The sequence below is a fragment of the Candidatus Njordibacter sp. Uisw_058 genome (assembly GCF_047730065.1).
GTDB lineage: Bacteria > Pseudomonadota > Gammaproteobacteria > Pseudomonadales > Balneatricaceae > Njordibacter.
The window spans coordinates 2,254,030-2,272,444 of sequence record NZ_CP159829.1; the positions used below are offsets into that span (position 1 = coordinate 2,254,030).

An 18,415-nucleotide genomic window follows, 5' to 3' on the forward strand; every position below is an offset into this window, starting at 1 on the left:
AACTTATCGTCATGTAAGCTCACTCAAGGCCAAATTTAAATTGGCCTTGAGTGCGACCTAATGCATGTAGACGACAACAAACTAAGAAGCCAATAAAAAGTTCTTCATAAGTTCTTTACCACCTTCTGTCGCAAAAGATTCTGGGTGAAACTGAATGCCTTGAATAGGGAACTGCTTGTGCTTCACTGCCATGATTTCGTAACTATCCGACCCCAAATCACCCACCACAGCGGTTAGCGCTAGACAATCAGGCATGGATTCTGCTGCGGCCATTAATGAATGATAGCGCATAACTTCGAGTTGGTCGGGTATGTCTTTAAAAATACCCATGCCATCGTGGCTGATAGGGCTGACTTTGCCATGCATTGGCACGAAAGCCTTCACGACCTTGCCCCCAAAACAATGCACAATACCCTGCATCCCCAAACACACGCCCAGCAAAGGGATTGTGGGGCCTAATTCTGTAATGACTTGGGCGCACACCCCAAAATAGCTCTCATCCTCTGGTGAACCAGGGCCTGGGGATATAATAATTCGATCAGTATGAGCAGCTTCAATATCGGCCACTGTGACTTGATCATTGCGCGCAACAATCACTTCAAAGTCTCCAATTTGGTTGTTCAATTTAGCCGTGGTCAGCACTTCACCGATGTATTGGTATAAATTGTAAGTAAAGGAATCATAGTTATCGACCAAATACACAGTAAACTTGGGTGTGTCTTGCCTCATGACTCAGCCCCCATAAACTGTTCTAACACCTTTAGGGTACCCGCAAATTTACGTTGGATTTCTTGGTATTCATCTTCTGAATTTGAATCAAAAACATTACCACCACAGGTTTGAACATAGGCTTTAGAGCCATTGGCAAAAATCGTGCGGATGGGAATGGCAAAGGTGCAGTCACCATTAAAACCAAAGTGGCCTACAGCCCCACCATAGGGACCTCGACCATCTAACTCTAATTCGTCTATGATTTTCATGGCCTCAATTTTAGGCGCACCGGTCAAGGTGCCTGCTGGAAAATTACTGGCTAAAGCAGAAAACATATCTTCATTTTCTGCCATGATGCCCACGATCTCACTGGAGATATGCTGCACATGACTAAAGCGCTTGATATCCATTAAACTGCGCACTTTCACAGTGCCAAAACGGGCAACGCGGCCAATGTCATTGCGATGTAAGTCAACAATCATATTGTGCTCAGCGATTTCTTTGGGGTCGTTCAATAAGGCGCGCGCTAAAGCCGTATCTTCTTCTGGAGTCGCTCCGCGTTTGGTAGTACCAGCTAAGGGATAGGTCTCCATTTCACCTTGGCGCAAACGGAATAATAACTCTGGACTGGCACCAATAATCTTTTGCTCAGCAAATTTAATGTAATACATTTGCGGAGAAGGGTTAATAATGCGTAATTGCTCATATAAATTAATACTTTCACCGAGCATGTCAAAGCGATACTTAAAGCCTACTTCACACTGAAATATCTTACCTTCAACAATGTCACCTTTAACTTTTTTAACCGCGGCGGCATGCTCAGCACGGCTCATATCTTCGCCTTGAGGCACCACCTTTAGACCACCAATGTTGGGACTTGGAGCGTCAATGAGCGTTTCAATTAAAGCAATGCGATTATCTTCATAGTAAAAGTAAATCAACTCTCCAGTCATCTTGTCGTAAATAAGGCCATCTTTGTACAAGCCAAATTTGAACGCATCAAACGCATCACTCGCAGTGAGGCTTAGACTTGGTTCAAAATAATTCATAGCATCGTAGCCAATGTAACCTGTTAACCCCCCAGCATATCGTCGGCTAATAATATTTTGCGGCACAATGTCACGCAAAAGGTAATAGGGATTATCACTCTGGTAAGATTCAACATGTCCACTGCGATCACTGATATGCAGTTCTTGACCATTGGCCCAAAAAATCTTTTCAGGGTCAAAGCCAATCAGGGAGTAACGTGAGATATGACTGTCCTCACCTAGAGATTCCAGCATGTAACAGGTTTGAAAACGTTGCTCAATTTTTTTAAATAACTCAAAAAAATCACAGCTAGACGCCACTGTTGTGTAACTTGGCTTACGGGCCATTTTTATTTTATTGGGACGAATCAATTTTATAACTTCCAGCTTGTAGGGCTCGTGAACCTCGGGTAACAGTAGCAATGCCCACTCCAAGTTGTTGTGCGACTTGGCGTTGTGACACCCCTTGAGATAACAACTCAAAAATTTGCAACCGATTGACCAACTCTTGTTGCTCATAAGGGGTTAATAAGCCCTTAAGCGCTCCCAACATATGCTCGTCAGTGGTTTGAGCCATAAGGTATGTAACAACGGACGCGAGGGGCTGATTAGTGGTCATAAGGAGTTACTGACGAATGATAACTGGCAAATAATAACGCGACTTAAGCCGCATCAACGTACTAGTACATTAGCACAAAATAAACAGACTTCCAAGATATAACTGCATAGACCAAAGGCAACGGCCTGATATTAAAAATGATCAATCACCCAATCTGGCTCACACTCTGCGACATCACGACCATGATTGTAGCCTCCCCTTACCCCCAAACAAGGCATGCCACACGCCTTAGCTGCATTAATATCGTTGCTAGAATCGCCCACCATTAAACATTCATCTACAGCAAAGCCCATCTGTTGAGTAGCTTTTAACAAAGGCATTGGGTGGGGCTTTTTCTCGGCAAAAGAATCACCTGAATACACTAAGTCGAAATAATGTAGGATGCCGAACTGCGATAACAAAGGCTCGGTAAAACGGCTGGGTTTATTGGTAATCACCCCTTGGCGCACCCCTGATTGATGTAACTCACCCAATAAACCCTCTACACCATCATATAGACGGCTCTGTTTATTACCCAATTGCTGGTAGGCCTCCATAAAATGCTTTAGAGCCTCATCTAATCGAGCATCTATGGTCATTGTGTGCAGTTGATTGGCAAGAATTCTCTGCACTAAGACACCCGCTCCATTGCCTATCCATTGCTCCACTTGGTTTAAATTGGGTACGGCAATGTTGAGGCTCTGGGCCATGGAGACACTAGCTGAGTATAAATCAGGCAGGCTATCGAGCAAGGTTCCATCCAAATCAAACAGCACTAACTTGGGCTCAAAGCCTAAGATATCAAAAAGTGGGGGCATAATCTGAAATCAGCTTTGGGCAAGTTCTTTACGCATCAAATCGATGGTTGCCTGATAGTCATCTGTATTAAAAATAGCTGAGCCTGCAACGAAGGTGTCAGCACCTGCTCGGGCAATTTCGCCGATATTGTCGACACCCACACCACCATCGACCTCGAGTCGGATATCCAGTCCTGATGATTCGATACGTTGGCGCGCCAAACGTAACTTATCTAATGTGGAAGGGATGAATTTTTGACCACCAAAGCCAGGGTTGACTGACATCAATAAAATCATATCTAACCGATCCATAACATGATCCAAAAAGTGCAAAGGGGTGGCTGGGTTAAATACCAAGCCCGCTTTAGCACCGCCATCTTTAATGAGTTGCAAGGACCGGTCTATGTGCTCACTCGCTTCGGGGTGAAAGGTAATATAGCTGGCTCCCGCTGCCAAAAACTCTTCAATCATTCGATCTACCGGTTGCACCATTAAGTGCACATCAATCGGCGCAGTAATACCATGATCGCGCAATGCTTTGCAGACCATCGGTCCAATAGTGAGGTTAGGCACATAATGATTATCCATCACATCAAAGTGCACAATATCAGCCCCCGCCGCCAGCACATGTTCAACTTCTTCACCTAGACGGGCAAAATTGGCGGCTAAGATGGAGGGCGCTATTTTAAAATCAGTCATGGGTTTAGGATCCAGTCAATGGTGACATAATTTACTTACGTGACTGCTTTATGGCGTCATAAGCAGCCTGAATTTCTTGGGTTTTTTGCTTAGCGATTTGCATCATTTCATCGGGTAAGCCACGGGCAACTAACTTATCAGGGTGATGCTGACTCATCAATTTTCTATAGGCCATTTTAAGGCTTTTGGTATCACATTTCTGATCCACGCCCAAAACACCATAAGCCTGTTTTAGGCCAGCATTGCCAGAACCTTCAAACTGACCTTGGCCCCCACTTTTGTGAAATGACTGCTCAGCCTTCATACGTTCAGCCACTGCTTCAAATTGTTGTTGAGTAATACCCAATAACTGGCACACTTGGGTGAGCACGCGGCCTTCTGCTTGGCTAAAAGCACCATCAACAAGGGCTGCCTGCAATTGAATTTCAATAAACATTTGCTTTACAGATGCGTTATTCACCAATGCTCTGCGCAGGGGTTCTAACACTTGGGCTAAATCAAACGCCGTTTCTTTACCCTGACTGAAGCACTCGATGGCCCGCTTGCGCAGATCATCTGTGAGCTGCATTCGCGTCATTACAGCTTCAGCATATTGGATTTCTTCGGCCGTCACTTGGCCATCAGCCTTAGCGATCTTGCCCATAACGCAAAAAGTAGCGTCAAAAAAAGCAGTTTGGGCTTTGGCCTGAGTCCAGCCCTCGACGCCCGCTACACTGCGAATGAGCTTATCTAAATAGTAGCCAATGGCCGCACCAAATAACATACCTGAAGGCCCACCAGTCAAGCCAATCAGGGCTCCTAGCACTAATCCGGTTCTGTGGCGTGCCATGTTGGCACCAAAACTATAAGTATTCACATATCCACCTGTGTTGAAAAACTCGCCCTATAATAAATCGCTGGAACAGCAAGCGCCACAGAGAGGGACCATAATTTCATGAAATAACTCGATTAAATTAACACTTTTTTATAATTTCCATGCTTTGGAAGCACCTATCCTTTTAATTTTGGTTTAAACTTACGCTTTAAATTTTAGGCAGACCAATTCTTTGGTTTTCAATTACTGGGTTTCTTTTGTCAATGCATATGCCAGCACCAAGCCTTCGCCTGATACTCGTTTTTCTTTTTACAGGCAGCTTAGGCACTTTAGCAACAGCAGACCACGAACCGGTGAGTCTTGACTGGCAATCGCAAAATGTGAGTTCCACTCTGAATTCTGATGACTTCTGTTCGGGGTATTATTTACCTTATCAGGCCAGTCCCTCAGAGCAGAAACTCAGTACAGACCCACAACCACTGTATACCGATGCTGATAACAGTGAGTACGACAAGGGCATCAACCACTTTCAAGGTAATGTAGAGTTCCGCCAAGGCGATCGACAAGTTAAAGGTGATTCTGCACGCTTTGACCAGAATGATGGCTTTGTGGATATTGAGGGCCATGTCACCATGCGCCGGCCTAATATGATTATTCAGAGTCAGTCTGCTCAGTTCAATACCAATAACTCTGAAGCCCAACTTAACTTAGCACAGCTTGCGGTCCCTAGCAGCGAACTGCGAGCTGGCGCCCAAACTATCGAATACCACCAAGATGACACAGTCACCATGCGAGAGGGTAGTTTTACCTTTTGTGCGCCCGGTGACAACACATGGGCTATTCATAGTAATCAGATAGACCTTGATCCAGAATCTGGCATGGGTGAGGCTCAGCATGCCATTTTAAAAATTGGTGCAGTGCCTGTGTTTTACTTACCCTGGATGAGCTTCCCTATCGATGATCAGCGCCGGTCAGGTTTTTTGTTCCCTACCTTAGAAAGTGGAAGGTCAACAGGACTCGATGTAACGACTCCCTACTACCTCAATTTAGCACCCAATTATGATGCCCTAATCACCCCAAGGTTTACCGAACTGGGTGGCAGCAGTTTAAACACTAAATTTAGGCATTTAGGTCATGGGGTCAAGCAGGAATTGGAGCTTGATATCGCCATTGATGATCTTAATGCAGACAAGAAAAGATGGTTGCTAAACTACAACAACGAGGCCAAAATTAGTGCTCAGCTCACCAGCTCCATTGACGTTAAACGCATCAGTGATTTTGAACTACTAGACGATTATAATTTAGCTCACGAGGTCACAGAAAAGACTTCTATTATTAGTAAGGTAGCGCTTAACTACCAAGGCAAGACTCCTATTTTGGACACCGCTAGCTTAGGTATTATTAGCCGTCAAAATGGGGGTTCTGGCGTGCCTGCATACGACCAATTACCCCATGCCACTGTTGCTGGAGGGGGTGTTATCAATCAAAATCATCAAGCTATTAATGCTAATTATTTTGTCGATTTGAGCCGTTTCACTCGGGATACTACTGGCCTAACGGTCAGCAATAAGATGACTGGAATTCGGACCCACTTAGTGCCGAGCCTGAGCACTGCTTGGGTTAATAACTATAGTTTTATTAAACCGAAAATCAGCCTACCCATTACAAATTACCAATTGAGTGATACACCCACTAACATTACTTCAAACAAGACTCGCACCATTGCTCAGTTTGAAATTGATAGTGGCTTATTATTTGAAAAGGAACTTTCTGGTGGCTATTTGCAAACTTTGGAACCAAGGCTGTATTACGCCTACACACCCTATCAACAGCAAGACGACATGGCTATTTTTGATACTAGTGAGACCAGCAGCGCCTTATATGGTCCTAATCGATTTAACGGTTTTGACCGCATAGGTGACACCAACCGAGTCACTGTTGGCCTAGACAGCCAATTTTTAAATGCCAAAGGTTGGCAAAAAGCTAAGTTATCAGTGTCGCAGATGCACTATCTTAGCGACCGTCAAGTGCAAGCAAGCAATGCGAGCGCGAGGAACACTGAAACTTTGTCACCCATTTATGGCGCCATAGACTATAATTTTAGTCGTGAATGGACGTCTAATCTAAGTGTCACTTGGAGCCCTGACTTTAGCAGTGTCAATTCCACCAGTGCCTACATGACATATCAACCTAGTAATAGAAAAGTGATTGACTTTAAGTACACTGAAATTAATAGGGGCAGTCAGCAAGCTGAGGCGTCTCTCATGTGGCCTTTAGCACCGCAGTGGACTTTAGTTGCAAAACGCAAAGAAGACATTCGCAATCAGCAACTACAGGATGAGATTGTGGGCGTGAGATATGCCAACTGCTGTTGGCAAGCCAGTTTAGTTAACCGCCATTGGTTGGTAGATCAAGTCAGTGGCATTGGCTCAGGAGCAGGAATAGAACACGGCATCTTTTTTGAGCTATCACTCAAGGGCCTCGGACAAACTAACAAACAATTGACTCCCAGCAAAAAAGTGTCCATGGGAGACGTTATGAAAGGAATTGCAGGCTACAATGAATACACTCAGTAAATGGGGTTTAGGCGCAAACTTAGGTTTTGGCTTGGGTTTAGTCTTAACTTTATCAGCTTCTTTCACAATGGCTGCAGCACAAGAGTTGGACAGCATAGCTGCCATCGTTAATGACGATATCGTTTTACAAACGGACTTCAACACTCGCCTTGGGAAAATCAAACAACAGTTCAAGAATAGTAATACCAAGGCACCCGATATCGAGACGCTCAAGAGTCAGGTGTTAGACCAGCTCATCATAGAAAACTTGCAACTGCAGTTAGCCGCCAAAAAAGGCGTCTACATTGCCGACCCAAGCTTGGAATTAGCCATAGAGAGTATCGCCAAAAACAATCAGATGTCCCTTGACCAACTTACTCAAGCCATCACTGATTCGGGCGAGACGATGATACAGTTTAGAGACAGAATTCGCCAAGAACTGACCATCAATGAAATTCAAACAAGTGCAGTCAATCGCCGTATCCGCATCAGTGAACATGAGGTAGACCGCTATTTAGCATCCAATCAAGGCCAGCAATTAGCTGACACAGAGTATGACATTGGTCATATTTTAATCGGCTTAAGTGCCCAGCCAGATGCCAAAGAATTAACTGCAGCCCAACAAAAGTTAGATGCTATCGCAAAGGCCTTTGATCAAGGTACTGAATTTGCTAGCCTTGCTGCCACCTACTCTAATGCTTTAAATGCCTTAAAAGGTGGTAGCTTGGGTTGGCGCAAAGGCAGTCAACTGCCTAAGTTATTTGCAGAACCGATTAAAACCATGAGTGTGGGAGAAGTTAGCATTCCCATCCGCAACAGCAGTGGTTTTCATTTAATTAAGTTAATCAATAAACGTGGTGTAAGTGTTCAAACTGTGGCTCAAACCAAAGTTAACCATCTCTTGATCATGCCCAATGAAATTCGTTCAACAAGCCAAGCCCAAAAACTAATTAACGAATTGCACCAACGCTTGGTGAATGGGGGCGACTTTTATGACCTTGCCCGCACCTTTAGTGATGATGCGAATTCAGCACCCAGTGGGGGTGATTTAGGCTGGCTATCCACCAACCAACTTCCAACTGTGTTGCAAAAAGCAACAGACGAGCTAGCTATAGAAGAACTGAGTTCCCCCATACAAAGTGATAAAGGCTGGCATTTACTGCAAGTTACAGAGCGACGCACTCAAGACATAGGCCAAGCCAACCTGCGTTTTCAGGCTAAACGCGCCATAAAAGAAAGTAAATTTGCTAACGAGCTAGAAAGCTGGCTGCGCGAAATTCGCAATCAAGCTTACATAGAGATCCGCTAACTATGGAGCGATTACTGGTGACTGCAGGCGAACCTGCAGGTATTGGCCCAGAACTCTGCTTAACCCTAGCAGGATCACATAGTTCTGCCCTGCAGGATGCTGAAATTATCATTGTGGCAGACATGGGGCTATTGCAAGATCGTGCATTACAACTGGGTTTATCCATCGATTTTTGTTACGCCAGCCTAGAGCAAAGCTTAACACCAACAGCTCACAACCAACTTAAAGTCTTGCACGTGCCCTTAAAGGTTGAAAGCCGTGCTGGGCACTTAGACGCTGACAATAGCGCCTATGTGTTAAATACCCTCAATATAGCCTGTGACGCCTGTCTTAATGGCCATGCTGACGCCATGGTGACCGCCCCTGTGCACAAAGGGATTATTAACCAAGCTGGCACTGCGTTTAGTGGCCACACAGAATATTTACAAGCACGATGTGACGTGGACCAAGTGGTAATGATGCTCACTTGTGACGCCATGCGTGTCACCTTAGCAACCACCCACTTGCCATTACAAGATGTGGCTGCGGCCATTACCACAACTGGGTTAAGTCAAACTCTGCAGATTATTGATATTGAATTGAAGCAAAAATTTGGTATTACCCACCCTTGTATTTATGTGTGTGGCCTGAACCCCCATGCAGGTGAAGATGGCCACCTAGGACGGGAGGAGTTAGACGTGATTATCCCAACCTTAGAACAGTTGCGCAGCAAAGGCTTAAACCTTGTGGGTCCTTTGCCTGCTGATACCTTATTTAATCCAACAAACTTAGCCAAGGCAGATGTTATCCTTGCGATGTATCACGACCAAGGTCTACCCGTGCTCAAATACGCGGGCTTTGGCGACGCGGTCAATATAACTTTGGGTTTACCCATTATTCGCACTTCAGTAGACCATGGCACTGCACTAGATTTAGCCGGTACTGGACAAGCCAAAAGTAGCAGCCTGTTAAAAGCTGTGCAAAGCGCAATGCAACTTTGCCGGCATCATTAGACTGCCAAGACACGAGATTTTTATGGCTCATCCCCAAAAGAAACACCAAGCGCGCAAACGGTTTGGTCAAAATTTCCTGCATGATCAGGGAATTATTCGTCATATTGTGGCCTGCATTCGGCCAAAAGCTGATCAAAAAATTGTTGAAATTGGCCCAGGCCTGGGTGCAATTACTGAGCATTTATTAGCCACGACTGGCCACCTTGACGTCGTTGAATTGGATCGTGATTTATTGCCTCATCTGCGTATTTCTTTTGCGAGCTATGGCAAAAACTTACGCATTCATGAAGCGGATGCGCTGAAGTTTGATTTTGCGAGTCTGAGCACAGATGCTGAGTTACTGCGCATTGTGGGCAACTTGCCCTACAATATCTCTACTCCATTGATTTTCCATCTACTCAGCTACACCAACCTTATTGCTGACATGCATTTTATGCTGCAAAAAGAAGTCGTGCTGCGCTTGGCTGCGGGCGCAGGCACCAATAATTATGGCCGTCTCAGCATTATGGCGCAGTACTTTTGTAGAGTCGATAGCCTGTTTGAGGTCCCACCTGAGGCTTTTGATCCTCGGCCTAAGGTAGATTCTGCCATTGTACGCATGGCACCATACACGGAGTTACCTCATACAGCCCTAGACTTTAAACATTTTGAGCAGTTAGTAAAGAGCGCTTTCTCCCAGCGCCGCAAAACCTTACGTAACAATCTAAAGGGCATTGCGAGCGATGAACAGTTGCAAAGTTTGGGCATTGACCCTAGCATTCGTTCAGAACGTTTAACTGTGGGCGAATTTGTCGCCATTAGTAATTTATTGACCCAAACATCGAGCTAAAGCTAAAAATGAGTACCTCAAGTAATAATTATGACCTTAACGTAGGCGTAAAAACCGAGTTTCTTGCCGAACAGTCTGACCCGAGCCGCAACCGCTACGTGTTCGCCTACAGGATCACTATTACCAACAGTGGTCTGCAAAGTGCCCAACTCATGAGTCGCAAGTGGATTATTACTGATGGTGATGGAAAAATTCAAGAGGTCTCTGGCGAAGGTATTGTGGGGCAGCAACCCATTATTGAACCAGGCCAGCAGCATCAGTACACCAGTGGCACCGTGTTAGAAACTAAAGTAGGCAGCATGCGCGGTTCTTATGGCATGATTGCTGCGGATGGACACGAATTTACCGCGCCCATCCCAGCTTTTACATTGTCTTATCCCAACGCACTGCACTAACTGGGCTTAAATTATGGCTAGTTACGCTGTAGGTGATATTCAGGGTTGTTTAGCAGCCCTAGAGTCGTTACTAAAGCAAGTTGGCTTTAGTGAGGATGATTGCCTCTGGGTGGCGGGTGATCTCGTTAACCGTGGCCCACAATCACTGGAGACTTTGCGTTTCATCAAAGCCCTTGGTGACCAAGCCAAAGTTGTATTGGGTAACCACGACCTTCACTTGCTAGCTTTACACGCTAAAAATGCCCAATTAAAACCCAATGACACCTTGCAACCAATATTTGAAGCCCACGACCGTGAAGCCCTGTTAACTTGGTTACAACAGCAACCGCTGCTGCACTATGATGCTCAGCTTGATACGGTAATGACACATGCAGGCATTCCTCCATGCTGGGACTTGCGGCAAGCCCAGAAGCTCTCCCAAGAGTTACACACGCTATTGCAAAGCGAGACTGCACCTTTATTCTTCGCTAATATGTATGGCAACCAACCAGACCTTTGGCATGATAACCTGGAAGGCATAGACCGCTGGCGCTGCATTACTAATTCATTCACTCGCATGCGTTTTATTACTTCTGCTAGCCAGTTAGATTTCGTTCAAACCGGTAAGGCCTATGTTGGTGCAGATGCTCTACAGACCGAATTAATGCCCTGGTTTAATGTGCCTAGTTTAGTGACCTCACGACAAGTGTTTGGCCACTGGGCGGCGTTAAGGGGTGAAACGGGAAAAGACCATGTGATCAACCTGGACATGGGCTGTGTGTGGGGTGGTCATCTGAAATTAATGCGTTTAGAAGACGGTCAATGCTTTACCGTAAGTTGCCAAAAAGCTTAACTTTATTTAGCCAATTCCTTATCATTAGTTTTCTCTAATACAGAATTGCACAAATCACTTACAAGCACTACACTGCTGATGAGACTCTATAGGAATCAAATATGTCTGAAGTTACTTCCATTGCCCCAGCTGATGTTTTGGACAAGGTTAGCCAAGGTGCCTACCTCGTCGATATCCGCGATGCCAATAGTTACCAACAACACCACATTAAAAATAGTCAACGCATTGATAACGATACCCTACCAGACTTTTTACGTGAAGCAGACATGGACAAACCCATCATCGTTTGTTGCTACCATGGTATCAGTTCCATTCAAGCCGCGGGCTTTTTGGCCCAGCAAGGCTTTGATGAGGTTTATAGTCTTGAAGGAGGTTTCACTGCCTATTGCGTGCAGTATCCAGAGCATTGCAACTCACTATGAAAATCACTCCACATGACCACTAGTCAGACTTATTTAGTCGGTGGAGCCGTGCGCGACGGCCTATTAGGCCTCACTGTCAAAGAGCGTGATTATGTGGTGGTTGGAAGTAGTGCTGAAGCCTTACTCACTTTGGGCTATCAACAGGTAGGCAAAGATTTTCCTGTTTTTTTGCACCCCACAAGCAAAGAAGAGTATGCCCTTGCACGCACCGAGCGTAAAGCTGGCCAAGGCTATAAGGGTTTTCAAGTTCATGCTACACCAGAGGTGACCTTAGAAGAGGACCTACTGCGCCGAGACCTTACCATTAACGCAATCGCTCAAGCATCTAATGGCGATCTGATTGACCCCTATGGCGGTCAAGAAGACATAAAAGCAAAGCGCTTACGCCATGTGTCTAAAGCCTTTAGTGAAGACCCCTTGCGGGTGCTAAGAACGGCACGCTTTGCCGCCCATCTGCACCATTTAGGCTTCAGTATAGCTTCTGAAACCCAAGCCCTGTTGGCTATCATCTGCGCCTCAGGTGAACTAGCCACTCTAGCCAAAGAGCGCATCTGGCAAGAAACACAAAAAGCCCTAAGCAGCCAGAGCCCATGGATTTATTTTGAAGTATTAGAAGTTTGTGGGGCATTGCACCAACTCATGCCCGCCTTAGCAGAACTTCTTTCACGCAGACCTCATGCGCTCAACACCCTGAGGCTTACAAGTGCAGCCAGCACCCGCACAGAAGTGCGTTTTACCGGTGTGTTATACCAGCTCAATAAGCCTCAAATTGAAGACCTTGCGAAACAAATAAAGCTACCCAACCAGCACAAAGCTTTAGCGCTTGCCACCAGCAACCATCAACGTCAGTTGCGCGCTTACACTGAATTAGACGCTGCACAAAAGCATCTACTGCTGAATAACCTTGGCCTTATGCGCCATACAGAATTATTGGATGACCTATTGTGTTTATGCCAAGCCATCACCCAAACCCAAGAACCCCTTTTTGGGTGGCAATCGCCAAAGCAGCCTATATTAGATGACTTAGAACGAATACACGCCGTAAAACCCACCTCATTAATGGCTCAAGGTTTTAAGGGTAGGGCCCTTGGAGAAGCGCTTAAAGAAGCTCAAATAGCATGCCTTAGTCGTTCTAAGACCTAAAACAACACAGCGTTTTAAATAACAAAAGCGTGTTAAGTAACCAAGCGCCTGAAATAACCAAGCATGTGAAATAACTAAGCGTCTTTGCCCCAAAGCTTCAATTTAAAACATCAGAAACAATATTCAGTAGGCCACAGGATTTGGTCAAACTGACATGCAGTGTTGAGCTGACTTATGGTTAGACCCTGCGCTGGGTGCACTAGGTTTGGGGCGATGTCTGCTAATGGCTGCAATACATAGGCACAGGTTAAAATATCTGCCCGCGGCACATTAGCGTTAACATCCACTAATTGACCAAATAATAATAAATCCATATCTAGGCCGTGACTAGTGGGCTTAATGTCTAATCCAGCAGCCCTTTTGCGCCCATGCTTAGTTTCAATCTCACGTATCCATTGCACTAATTCTGCGTGACTCATGGGACAAGCAAAAGCCACCACCATGTTAAGAAAATCTGCTCCGTCCATGCCTACTGCGGGTGCCCGATAGACCGGTGATAAATGCACTTTACCAAAGGCCGCTCTGAGCTCTGTTATGCCTGTTTGAAGGCTGGCTTGAGGTTCAATGTTGGCCCCTAAACCTAAGTAAACATAAGTCATCAGGTTGGCTTTTGGCCGCGCTCAATGATCACTCCCACATCACGGGCATTGGCAATTGCATCAGGCTTACCTAGCTTGATACGCACAAAAGGTACCGCGAACTCCGTCAAAATTAAACCCGCAATTTGTTCTGCCATGGTCTCAACTAGTAAGAATTCACTTTGTTCTACAAACTGCGTCAGTCGATCTGAGACGTCTTTGTAACTAACCGTGCGATCGATGTCTTCAGTCGCTGCTGAAGGGCTAATATCCACCGCCATTTCTACGTCTAACACCACAGTTTGGCGAATTTCACGCTCCCAATCAAAAATACCAATGACGGTGTCTACTGTTAAACCATGTACATATACTGTGTCCATTGCAAAATCTCTTGGTGTGGGTAGGTCACCCAGTAATTATTGAACCACTAGCGGCAAGTCACTTAATGGCCAGCGTGGCTTTACTTTAAGCGTCAGGTCATCAGATTGGCCAGCTGCCAAACGCTGAGCACCTGCGTAAGCGATCATTGCCCCGTTGTCAGTGCAGTATTCTGGCCTTGGGTAATACACCTTAGCACGCAATTTAGCAGTCTCTGCTGCTAGCTTTTCCCGTAGGGCCAAGTTAGCACTCACTCCACCCGCCATAACGAGCGTAGAGAGCTGCGTTTGCTGTAAAGCGCGACGGCACTTAATGGCCAATGTATCAACCACAGCCTGTTGAAAGGCGACCGCAATGTCGGCTTTGTCGTGCTCATGCAATAGCCCTTGCTGCTTTTGGATGTCTTGAATGGCATACAGTACCGCGGTCTTTAAACCACTAAAGCTCATATCTAGTCCAGGTCTATCGACCATCGGGCGCGGAAACTTAAATCGCGAGGCATCTCCTTTTAAGGCTAACTGAGCCACCAAGGGACCACCTGGATAGTCTAAATCCATCATCTTGGCAACCTTGTCAAAGGCTTCACCAGCGGCGTCGTCTAAAGATTCGCCAAGCAATTCGTATGCACCCAAAGACCGTACATGCACCAATTGTGTATGACCACCTGAAACTAACAGCGCCACAAAAGGTGGTTTCGGGGCATGTTCTTCTAGCATGGGAGCTAGCAAGTGCCCTTCCATATGATGCACACCAATGGTGGGTAGATCCCATGCCATGCCTAAAGCACGACCTGTAGCAGCTCCCACCATCAAAGCCCCAATTAACCCAGGTCCTGCAGTATAGGCAACCCCATCGACGTCACCATAAGCTAAGCCTGCCTTATCGAACACCTCTCTCATTAATGGCACCAACTTACGGATATGATCTCTGGAGGCTAATTCTGGCACCACTCCACCGTATTCAGCGTGCACAGCCACCTGACTATAAAGCGCCTCAGACAATATACCCTTTTGAGTATCGTAGATGGCGACCCCAGTTTCATCACAAGATGTTTCTATGCCTAATACGCGCATGAATGACTTTATTAACTCTATTATTTGGACAATCAGGGCCGAATTTTACCTTTCATCAAGCCTAAAGACCACACGTAGAAGTGTGAATTGCCCTATCTATAGAAAACACCTTTAACTTGATGACAAATGGGCTTTACACTGGCCGACACATAAGAGTAAAATATGCGGCCTTGATCAATTAGGAACACTTTCTCCAGTCGAACGATGAGACCATGAGTCAGTGCATAGAAAAACATTCGGATGGCTGCCTAATGCGGCGTCCACAATTAGGTAGAGATATGCCAGCTGTAAAACTGAAAGACAACGAACCATTTGACATTGCCCTACGTCGCTTTAAGCGTGCTTGTGAAAAAGCAGGCACTTTAGCAGATGTTCGCTCAAAAGAATTCTACGAGAAGCCAACCAGCGTGCGCAAGCGTCAAGCTGCAGCTGCCGTTAAGCGCCACGCGAAGAAGCTAGTTCGCGAGAACCGTCGTCACGTTCGCTTATACTAGGCTTTACGCCCAACACAGAACCTTGCACGACCTGCTTTACAGCCAATAAACAAAGCACAGTTTAAAGGCATAGTTGAGTAAAGCGATACTTAGGGGCGGTTTTTCAGTTACCCGCCCCTTTGTCGTTTCTGACGTTTACGCATTGAGTGTACGCCTAGTTACGCTATAATTACTGAAACCAACTCAGCGAGAATTCACCATGTCCAATTTAAAGCTTCAACTTAAAGATGCTCAAAAACAAGCCATGCGTGACAAAAACAAACCTCGCTTAACCTGCATCCGCACCATGATGTCCGAATTCAAACGCATCGAAGTTGACGAGCGCATTGAGTTAGACCAAGCCCGTGGCTTGGCCGTACTTGATAAAATGCTCAAGCAACGTCGCGATTCTATCAGCCAATATGAAGCCGCTAACCGCCAAGACTTAGCCGACATTGAACACTCAGAAATCAGTGTGATTCAGGAATTTTTACCCACGCCCCTTACCGATGACGAAGTGAGCCAGCTCATTACCCAAGCCATCGCTGATTCTGGCGCCAGCAGCATGCAAGACATGGGCAAAGTGATGGGTATTTTAAAACCGCAGTTGCAAGGACGAGCAGATATTGGCAAAGTAAGTGGCCAAATTAAAGCGCAACTCGCTTAAGCTTTTATTAAAAGGCAAACCACTTGGCGTCACGCATACCGCAAGCATTCATTGATGAACTTCTCGACCGTACCGACATTGTCGACTTAGTCGATGGTCACGTAAAGCTGAAAAAAACAGGCCGCAACTATTCAGCCTGCTGCCCTTTCCACAAAGAAAAAACCCCTTCCTTTAGTGTCGCTCCTGATAAGCAGTTTTATTATTGCTTTGGCTGCGGCGCCGGCGGCAACGCTATTGGCTTTATGATGCAATTGGCAAACATGAATTTCCCAGAAGCGGTGGAAGAACTGGCTGGTAAAGCCGGCCTCACTGTGCCTAAAGATGACAGCATTACTAGCAAAGCGGCCTCAGCAGCCAGCCAAGCTAAAACTCAAGCTCGCAACCAAGCTTACGCATTACTCAACAGCGCCAGTCAGTATTACCAGAGCCAATTACGCCGTCATCCAGATCGGCAAAAAGCGGTCACTTACCTTAAAGGTCGAGGTCTAAACGGCCAAATAGCCCAGCGCTTTGGTGTTGGCTATGCCCCCGCTGGTTGGCAAAATTTAATGCAAGAACTGGCTCCAAAAAAAGAGCAAGAACAAGCACTTATTGACGCCGGCATGGCCGTAGAGAAAGAAGAAAACAAACGCCGCTACGACCGTTTCAGGGATCGGATTATGTTCCCGATTAAAGATTACAAAGGCCGTATTATTGCGTTTGGTGGCCGTGTGTTAGGCGATGATAAACCCAAATACCTAAACTCCCCAGAAACGGTGGTTTTTCACAAACAAAAAGAGCTTTATGGACTTTATGAAGCCCGCCAACATGAACGTAACCTGAAACGCATTATGGTGGTTGAGGGGTACATGGATGTGGTGGCGCTAGCACAGCACGACATTAATTATGCTGTCGCCACCCTTGGCACCAGCACCAGCAGTTTTCATTTAGAACGTATTTTTAAATTGGTTAGCGAAGTGGTGTTTTGTTTTGATGGTGACGCTGCAGGACTCAAAGCAGCAGATCGCGCAATGCACACCTGCCTGCCTTTTATGGCAGATGGCCGTCAGGCACGCTTTTTATTATTGCCCGATGGTGAAGACCCTGATTCTTTAGTGCGTCAAGAAGGTAAAGATCAGTTTACAGCTCGCATCGTCGACGCTACACCACTGAGCGATTTTTTGTTTCAACGTTTGAGCCAAGACCTAGATCCACATAATTTAGAACACAGAGCAAAACTTGCCACCGACGCTAGCCCGTTAATCGCCACCATCCCCAAAGGCATTATGCACAGCATGATGGAGGCTCGATTAAGTAAGATTACGGGGCTAGACAAAGACACCTTAGCAGAGTTAAGTGCGCTTAAAACGCCCATTATGACTGAAGAGAGCAACATACAAGACTCTGCCAACACCCAGCAAAAGAACTCAGCAACTGCATTAGATGCGCCAACAATAAGGTCCCGTAATAGCAATGCCAATGATAAAGGTCATCATAAAGGTGATAGCAGAGAATATCCTGACTACCCCATAGCTGGTGCACAGCCAGATCACTTACAAGACGCCCAGCACTGGACCCAAGAATATCATGAGCAGCATCAGGCCACATCCACTGACGACCCGCTGACTGCGTTAAAACCATATTTTAGTGCCACCTTACCTAAGGTACAAAACCCCGCTCACGCCGCCTTGCGGATAATATTACGGCATCCAGAAACGGCAGAACATGTACCACAAATTCCCAGTCATTTAAGTGCATTAAAAATGCAAGACGCAGGCGTACTTATTCAGTTGCTTAACACCGTGCAGGATATGTTCCAAACCTTAAAGCGCTGGCCAAACCCTGCTGAATTGCATATTGAGTGCGCCACATGGGATGCTTGGCCAATGCTGCGGCAGCTAGCGGCTATGGAATCGCTTCTACCCCAAGGTAACTACCCACAACAGCTAGAAGAAGCCATTAGTCGACTCTTGGGACACCATTTTGAAGAACGTCTAAACCAACTATTGCACTTGGCATCACAGCCTAATGCTGACGCCAGCATCAAAAAACAGCTAAAAGAGCTACTCAGAGAAAAAGAAGAGTTGCAAAAGCGGCTAAAAAGTAGACAATAGCTTTATTGCGGATCTTTTACTGGTCCGAG

At 45.9% G+C, this 18,415-nt stretch carries 20 protein-coding genes; 11 read left to right on the top strand and 9 right to left on the bottom strand.

The features are described 5' to 3' along the window. Positions 1 to 81: 81 nt before the first annotated feature. From ABXT59_RS10535 to djlA, 6 genes are all read right to left on the bottom strand, one after another. Positions 82 to 729: an anthranilate synthase component II gene (locus ABXT59_RS10535; RefSeq protein ID WP_443636070.1), complete on the bottom strand. Its 648-nt coding sequence runs from the start codon at positions 727 to 729 to the stop codon at positions 82 to 84. Further along, positions 726 to 2,087, bottom strand: a complete 1,362-nt coding sequence (locus tag ABXT59_RS10540) for an anthranilate synthase component I family protein (protein WP_443636071.1) — start codon at positions 2,085 to 2,087, stop codon at positions 726 to 728. The genes ABXT59_RS10535 and ABXT59_RS10540 overlap by 4 nt, the downstream gene beginning before the upstream one ends. Before the next feature lie 7 nt (positions 2,088 to 2,094). After that, positions 2,095 to 2,358, bottom strand: a complete 264-nt coding sequence (locus tag ABXT59_RS10545) for a Trp family transcriptional regulator (RefSeq protein WP_443636072.1) — start codon at positions 2,356 to 2,358, stop codon at positions 2,095 to 2,097. 131 nt (positions 2,359 to 2,489) lie between these two features. Next, positions 2,490 to 3,155 carry a phosphoglycolate phosphatase gene (locus ABXT59_RS10550; RefSeq protein ID WP_443636073.1) on the bottom strand — a complete coding sequence of 222 codons (666 nt, stop codon included), beginning with the start codon at positions 3,153 to 3,155 and terminating at the stop codon, positions 2,490 to 2,492. Between the two features lie 9 nt (positions 3,156 to 3,164). After that, positions 3,165 to 3,833 (bottom strand): ribulose-phosphate 3-epimerase, encoded by a 669-nt coding sequence (gene rpe / locus ABXT59_RS10555; protein ID WP_443636074.1) that lies wholly within the window; start codon positions 3,831 to 3,833, stop codon positions 3,165 to 3,167. A 31-nt stretch (positions 3,834 to 3,864) separates the two neighbouring features. Next, complete coding sequence (djlA, locus tag ABXT59_RS10560) at positions 3,865 to 4,662, bottom strand: co-chaperone DjlA (protein ID WP_443636075.1); 798 nt, start codon at positions 4,660 to 4,662, stop codon at positions 3,865 to 3,867. A gap of 248 nt (positions 4,663 to 4,910) precedes the next feature. On the opposite strand from djlA, the gene ABXT59_RS10565 reads away from it, so the two are divergent. The 8 genes from ABXT59_RS10565 to ABXT59_RS10600 all read left to right on the top strand — a co-directional run bounded on the left by ABXT59_RS10565 (position 4,911) and on the right by ABXT59_RS10600 (position 13,124). Continuing rightward, positions 4,911 to 7,223 (top strand): LPS-assembly protein LptD, encoded by a 2,313-nt coding sequence (locus ABXT59_RS10565; RefSeq protein ID WP_443636076.1) that lies wholly within the window; start codon positions 4,911 to 4,913, stop codon positions 7,221 to 7,223. Continuing rightward, positions 7,207 to 8,511 carry a peptidylprolyl isomerase gene (locus ABXT59_RS10570; RefSeq protein WP_443636077.1) on the top strand — a complete coding sequence of 435 codons (1,305 nt, stop codon included), beginning with the start codon at positions 7,207 to 7,209 and terminating at the stop codon, positions 8,509 to 8,511. The genes ABXT59_RS10565 and ABXT59_RS10570 overlap by 17 nt, the downstream gene beginning before the upstream one ends. A gap of 17 nt (positions 8,512 to 8,528) precedes the next feature. Beyond that, positions 8,529 to 9,503, top strand: coding sequence for a 4-hydroxythreonine-4-phosphate dehydrogenase PdxA (gene pdxA / locus ABXT59_RS10575; protein ID WP_443636078.1), 975 nt, complete (start codon positions 8,529 to 8,531; stop codon positions 9,501 to 9,503). A gap of 22 nt (positions 9,504 to 9,525) precedes the next feature. Further along, the gene (rsmA, locus tag ABXT59_RS10580) at positions 9,526 to 10,332 is read left to right on the top strand and encodes a 16S rRNA (adenine(1518)-N(6)/adenine(1519)-N(6))-dimethyltransferase RsmA (protein WP_443636079.1); all 807 of its coding nucleotides are present in this window, start codon (positions 9,526 to 9,528) and stop codon (positions 10,330 to 10,332) included. An 8-nt stretch (positions 10,333 to 10,340) separates the two neighbouring features. Then, positions 10,341 to 10,727, top strand: a complete 387-nt coding sequence (apaG, locus tag ABXT59_RS10585) for a Co2+/Mg2+ efflux protein ApaG (RefSeq protein WP_443636080.1) — start codon at positions 10,341 to 10,343, stop codon at positions 10,725 to 10,727. Between the two features lie 13 nt (positions 10,728 to 10,740). Next, positions 10,741 to 11,559, top strand: a complete 819-nt coding sequence (locus tag ABXT59_RS10590) for a symmetrical bis(5'-nucleosyl)-tetraphosphatase (protein WP_443636081.1) — start codon at positions 10,741 to 10,743, stop codon at positions 11,557 to 11,559. A gap of 101 nt (positions 11,560 to 11,660) precedes the next feature. Further along, on the top strand, positions 11,661 to 11,981 hold the full coding sequence (glpE, locus tag ABXT59_RS10595) for a thiosulfate sulfurtransferase GlpE (RefSeq protein WP_443636082.1): 321 nt from the start codon (positions 11,661 to 11,663) through the stop codon (positions 11,979 to 11,981). A gap of 12 nt (positions 11,982 to 11,993) precedes the next feature. Beyond that, the gene (locus tag ABXT59_RS10600; protein WP_443636083.1) at positions 11,994 to 13,124 is read left to right on the top strand and encodes a hypothetical protein; all 1,131 of its coding nucleotides are present in this window, start codon (positions 11,994 to 11,996) and stop codon (positions 13,122 to 13,124) included. 110 nt (positions 13,125 to 13,234) lie between these two features. On the opposite strand, the gene folK is transcribed toward ABXT59_RS10600, so the two are convergent. From folK to tsaD, 3 genes are read right to left on the bottom strand one after another with little or no spacing between them, the layout of a single operon-like run. After that, entirely contained in the window at positions 13,235 to 13,723 is a 489-nt protein-coding gene (folK, locus tag ABXT59_RS10605) for a 2-amino-4-hydroxy-6-hydroxymethyldihydropteridine diphosphokinase (protein ID WP_443636084.1), read from the bottom strand. Continuing rightward, positions 13,723 to 14,082 carry a dihydroneopterin aldolase gene (gene folB / locus ABXT59_RS10610; protein WP_443636085.1) on the bottom strand — a complete coding sequence of 120 codons (360 nt, stop codon included), beginning with the start codon at positions 14,080 to 14,082 and terminating at the stop codon, positions 13,723 to 13,725. Before folB ends, folK begins: the two co-directional genes overlap by 1 nt. A 36-nt stretch (positions 14,083 to 14,118) precedes the next feature. Continuing rightward, positions 14,119 to 15,153, bottom strand: a complete 1,035-nt coding sequence (gene tsaD / locus ABXT59_RS10615; RefSeq protein ID WP_443636086.1) for a tRNA (adenosine(37)-N6)-threonylcarbamoyltransferase complex transferase subunit TsaD — start codon at positions 15,151 to 15,153, stop codon at positions 14,119 to 14,121. A gap of 278 nt (positions 15,154 to 15,431) precedes the next feature. On the opposite strand from tsaD, the gene rpsU reads away from it, so the two are divergent. The 3 genes from rpsU (at position 15,432) to dnaG (ending at position 18,386) form a co-directional block, all read left to right on the top strand. Further along, positions 15,432 to 15,647, top strand: coding sequence for a 30S ribosomal protein S21 (gene rpsU / locus ABXT59_RS10620; protein ID WP_443627816.1), 216 nt, complete (start codon positions 15,432 to 15,434; stop codon positions 15,645 to 15,647). Between the two features lie 199 nt (positions 15,648 to 15,846). Continuing rightward, positions 15,847 to 16,293, top strand: a complete 447-nt coding sequence (locus ABXT59_RS10625) for a GatB/YqeY domain-containing protein (RefSeq protein WP_443636087.1) — start codon at positions 15,847 to 15,849, stop codon at positions 16,291 to 16,293. A gap of 23 nt (positions 16,294 to 16,316) precedes the next feature. Continuing rightward, positions 16,317 to 18,386 (top strand): DNA primase, encoded by a 2,070-nt coding sequence (dnaG, locus tag ABXT59_RS10630; protein ID WP_443636088.1) that lies wholly within the window; start codon positions 16,317 to 16,319, stop codon positions 18,384 to 18,386. Positions 18,387 to 18,415: the final 29 nt, after the last annotated feature.